General features: G+C 43.0%; 6 protein-coding genes. 1 reads left to right on the top strand and 5 read right to left on the bottom strand.

The window, feature by feature from the left end:
• Positions 1-419 precede the first annotated feature (419 nt).
• Positions 420-956, top strand: a complete 537-nt coding sequence (locus tag Q0757_RS16875; RefSeq protein WP_298789288.1) for a replication/maintenance protein RepL — start codon at positions 420-422, stop codon at positions 954-956.
• A 205-nt stretch (positions 957-1,161) separates the two neighbouring features.
• On the opposite strand, the gene Q0757_RS16870 is transcribed toward Q0757_RS16875, so the two are convergent.
• From Q0757_RS16870 to Q0757_RS16850, 5 genes are all read right to left on the bottom strand, one after another.
• Positions 1,162-2,307, bottom strand: coding sequence for a relaxase/mobilization nuclease domain-containing protein (locus Q0757_RS16870; RefSeq protein WP_298789287.1), 1,146 nt, complete (start codon positions 2,305-2,307; stop codon positions 1,162-1,164).
• Complete coding sequence (locus Q0757_RS16865; protein WP_298789286.1) at positions 2,289-2,678, bottom strand: MobC family plasmid mobilization relaxosome protein; 390 nt, start codon at positions 2,676-2,678, stop codon at positions 2,289-2,291. The genes Q0757_RS16870 and Q0757_RS16865 overlap by 19 nt, the downstream gene beginning before the upstream one ends.
• Before the next feature lie 420 nt (positions 2,679-3,098).
• A complete protein-coding gene (locus Q0757_RS16860; RefSeq protein WP_298789285.1) occupies positions 3,099-3,458 on the bottom strand; it encodes a helix-turn-helix transcriptional regulator in 360 nt (119 codons plus the stop codon).
• A gap of 15 nt (positions 3,459-3,473) precedes the next feature.
• Positions 3,474-4,088: a CadD family cadmium resistance transporter gene (locus Q0757_RS16855; RefSeq protein ID WP_298789284.1), complete on the bottom strand. Its 615-nt coding sequence runs from the start codon at positions 4,086-4,088 to the stop codon at positions 3,474-3,476.
• Positions 4,089-4,250: 162 nt separating this feature from the next.
• Positions 4,251-4,454 (bottom strand): hypothetical protein (locus Q0757_RS16850; RefSeq protein WP_298789283.1); only part of this gene is annotated, 204 nt, incomplete at its 5' end.

Here is a 4,454-nt window from a genome sequence, read left to right as displayed (position 1 = left end):
GCATGACCGAAGGGAATGGAAGGGGCGGGCTTCCCCCGTACCATTCCTTTCGGCATCTGAGCGATAGCGTAGCCCCCAATTGCAATTGGGGGTTGGGGGTTAAAACCTTAAGCGATCCAACGGGCTTCCGTTGGTCGGCGTGTGGGCTCGAAAGCCCACGAATGTAACTCAGATTTTTCTTGTTACATTTAAAGAAATTAAACCTTGTTCGAGATAAAGAAGGGGAAAGTGCTGTAAATACTGGTTTTAAAGGCTTTTTATATTAATCATGTTGCATGAGCTGTGCAACATCTATGTTGCATGAGCTGTGCAACATCATACAACATGATTAACTTTTAATGAAACATAAGGTTGCAAAAATGAACGGTATTATGTATCATTAATGCAACTAGATGATGCAGCAATGGAGGTAATTATTTATGCAAAAAAATGACGAAAAAGTAACACTAGAATTAACCAAAGAAGAATTTCATAGGATTCAAAAGTTATTAGAAGTGCAAGAAAAAGAAGAAAACGAAGAAGAAAAAAGAGAAGAAGACAAAAAGAATATTAATTTTGTTCAACTCTACAAAGATCATATGCCAGAGGTTCGTTGGCTAATGAACAACCATGCTTTTGCCAGCAGTTTATTATTTTTTATCTTAGAACACATGGACAACAGGAATGCTCTAGCTTGTTCATATAATGTTTTTGAAGATTACTTTAGTAAACACAGATCGACTATTTATAGAAATTTAAAGACTTTGCAAGAAAATGGGTTTTTAGATATTTACCAAATGGGTTCTAGTAATGTTTATGTTATTAACCATGATCTCGCTTGGACTAGTTACAATACAGAGAAAAAATATGCTAAGTACGATGGAAAAATTCTTATTAGTAAAAAAGAAAATAAAGATTATGAATACCGTAATCAATTCGATCGTTTAAAATCATTGAAAGAACGAGAAAACCTTTAAACATCATGTTCAATAGACTGAACATATATGTGTGGTATTGAGAAAACCCCGGAAGTTAAAAATTTTAACTTCCGGGGTTTTCTCTCAATTTAACTAAAAAAATATCCATTGGCTTATCAAAAGCAAAGGCACCGCAATCCCACTGGTTGCTAACCCATACTTAAACGCATCGCCCCAGTACGACGCCATCGCTCCCTTCTTGGCTTTAGCGACTAAGTCCCTGCTGTCGTTTTGGGCGTTGGACACGATTTTGTTGAGTCCGCTCTGCATGTCGTTCGTGCTTGTCCTGATCTCGTTGTTCAGCGCGTTCAGCCTGTTTTGAATGTTCCGGTCCAGTTCGTCTAGTTTGGCCAGCGTTCGATGATTGTTCTTTTCGATCGTATCCTCTCCGGTACTCAGCACGCTCCGCAAGTGCTCGTCGTTTGCGCTCAACATCTTTTCTTGCTTCTGCAGCATCGATTCCATTTGCTGATGGACTTTGACCGATGTGGTTCGAATCTTCTCCAAGTGATGATCGACCGACAGGCTCGTTGCTCCGTCCTCGTTCATCTGCACCCGAATGTAACTCCGCATCAGTTCGTTGAGTTCTCTGGTCTCTTTCAAGAGTTCCTCCATGCTTCTGTTCTGCTCCAGCTTGTCGTTCAAAGCCACGCTCGACTTCCTCCTTTTGATATGCCGCCCCTAGTTTGTTGGCTCGCACGGCTTGCTGACGATCCGGATGTTTATAGCTCAACGTGGATCCTCGTAACCGTGTTTCAATCTCATATTCCTTGCTCAAATGATCTCGAAAGTCCGTCATGTTCTCCGTTTGTTGTTTCGCTCGATCCACCGCCTGCCGGATTTCGTCTTTCCAGCTGGGCTCGCCTTTGGTGAGCAATTCCTGTTCCGCTAAGGTATGCCGGACCTCCGCCTGCTTTTCCGGTACGGAGAGCCCCCGGTTTCGACAAATCTCATCGTTCATCTGCTGGGTTCGCTGAATCGCTGCTTGGCCATGCGCTTGATACTTGGCTCCCGTTTCCGCATGAACCGCATTAATCACCACATGGTTATGCGTATGTTCCCGGTCCGTATGCGTATAGATCATGCATTCATGCCCTGGAGCCATGGTTTCCGCCAGCTCTCTTCCCACTGCATTGGCTTCTCTCGGACTCACCTCGCCCGGCTCGAAGGATTGAATGACCGTATGCGCCTGAATGCCCTGGTTCTTGCCATGAAGCTCTCTGGTGGCTTTCATTTGCGCCTGGGCGACCTTCGGAAGGCAATCCAGCCCGGAAGCCACTTCTGCTTTTTTCTCGGCATAGCTGAGGGCTTTATTCGCCGTCTTGGTTGTTCCTAGCTTAACTGTTGCCATACCCGACTCAGCTCCTCCTGCACCCGTTGTAGGTTCTCCTCCAGCCGTTCCATATCCTTTTCTTCCAATGCTTCCTCCTGCCGCTGATTGCACCAGCGAGCGATCTGATTCACATTCTTCCCAATATCTCGTAGCTCCCGACTCAATTGCATGCCGGTTTCCTTCTCCAATTTCGGCATCACCAGCTTGGCTCCCTGCGCCTTCTTTTTCACGAAAGCCGGCACGCTCATGCTCAAGGTTTCCGCTGACTGCTCCAACTTGAGGTATTCGCCTTCCGTTACTCGAAAACTGATCTGCTTGGCTTCCTTCCGACCTCGCTTGTGCTCGTCATCATTCGCCTGCTGATCGTTTTCCTCATAACTCTCTCCCATATTTCGCACCTCCAAATATTCCAGCCAATGGTTCGACGTTGTCTCTCCATTTCACTGTCATAATTACGGTTTGGCAAGCTCTATATTTGCTAGCCACTTCGTGGCACAAATAAGCCCTTGTTGGGGGGGAACGCTTCGCTTATCCCCCTCAAACTCCCCCTTCAACACCTGTCGAAATAGCTAGCTTTATGCTAGCTTTATCCTAGCCTAAAATCCCAAAGAAGGACCGCACCTTTTTGAAAAAAGGCGCCCCCAAAAACTTCCCCTCGCCGGTAGGCGAAGCAAAAGAATGGCTTCTTTTGCTAGCTCCAAGAGGGTGCAAACCGTGTGTGCTTGTCCATTCCTTAATGCTCCCATGGCTAACGCCAAGGTCCGCTTATCATGGACAAGCCTATTTTACTCGGTTTTTCATAATCTATTTTATGCCTGATATGATTCTTTGGTTAAATTCGTTTCAAAAAAGTTTTTTATTTCTTCGTCTTTTATAAAATAATAAACCATTTTCCCTTTTCGATATTTATCTAGAACATCGTTTTTATACAAAAGCCTTAGATGGTGAGATGTTGAAGCTATTGTCATGTTTAAAATAATAGAAATATCACAGACACACATTTCTTTTGTTTTAAGCAGTGATAGAATGATTTTCACTTTATTGCTATCGCATACCTTATGGAAAATAGCCATAAGGTCCTCAGATGGCGTTTCTCTTAAAAAGTTTTGGGCATCCTCAACCTTACCCTCATGAACAGATATAATCTGGCACTCTATATTTTTATTCATTGGACCACCTTTTTTTTAATTGAAGAAGGAGATTAATGTTTGTATGGTTTGATTTTCATAAACAATGAATACGCCTAAGCCAATGTATACAATGCTCATGATCCACCTACTAAATTTTTCTACAACTTCTCCAACTCCAGGAATATTCGATAGCTTTTGAGCTGTAAATACTAAACCAAAAATAAGAATCACAAACACAAGTAACGTTACTACTAGTTCTACGATATTCAATGTTACAAAATAAGGCACAAACAGTCCTATATTATCGGCACCACAACTAGCTATAGTAATTAGTGTAACCGTTCTTGCTAATTTACTTAAGCCTCTTTGATCTAGTTGCCTTTCGACTTCTTCTTCATCATCATCGCCAGTAATAGCGACTTTAAGACCTAAATAAATAGGTATTAAACCCAACAGTCCCAACATCCATTGTTCCGGCACAAAGCTTAAAACATAAGCTAAAACCAGACTGATACCAATTAATGTTAGGGAGCCTAGATACTGTCCTATGTAAATATCACGGTATTGCCTTTTGGTATTCGTTCTTGCAAAGAAAATTAATAAGATAACTAACAAATCCACAGCCGTGGCCACATATAAAGTGATGGCTGTGCCAATCGTTTGAATCATAAAAAGCACCTCATTCAAAAATATTTTTGAATGACTTATTTTACTCCACGAGATATATGATTACAAGAGTTTTAAAAAAGAACCCGGAGTCTATCAGATGAAATCGTCTTGCATAAAATGCCGCCATCGCTTCCCTGATCGCTGCTAAGAGTCAGACCCTATTTATCCCTGTTTCTCTATGTCAAATCGCTCAGAGAAGCTCAGAGAAGCTCCCAGCGTTTGATCTTCGTCAACGGTACCGGACCGGAGGGAGGATAAGGAGTTGACGAAGCCTCTGGTTTGCAAGCTGGCATGACCGAAGGGAATGGAAGGGGCGGGCTTCCCCCGTACCATTCCTTTCGGCATCTGAGCGATAGCGTAGCCCCC

It is taken from the genome of uncultured Marinococcus sp., assembly GCF_947493875.1.
GTDB lineage: Bacteria > Bacillota > Bacilli > Bacillales > Marinococcaceae > Marinococcus.
The sequence above is the reverse complement of the archived record's forward strand: the minus strand, read 5'-3'. Positions and strand labels throughout refer to the sequence as shown.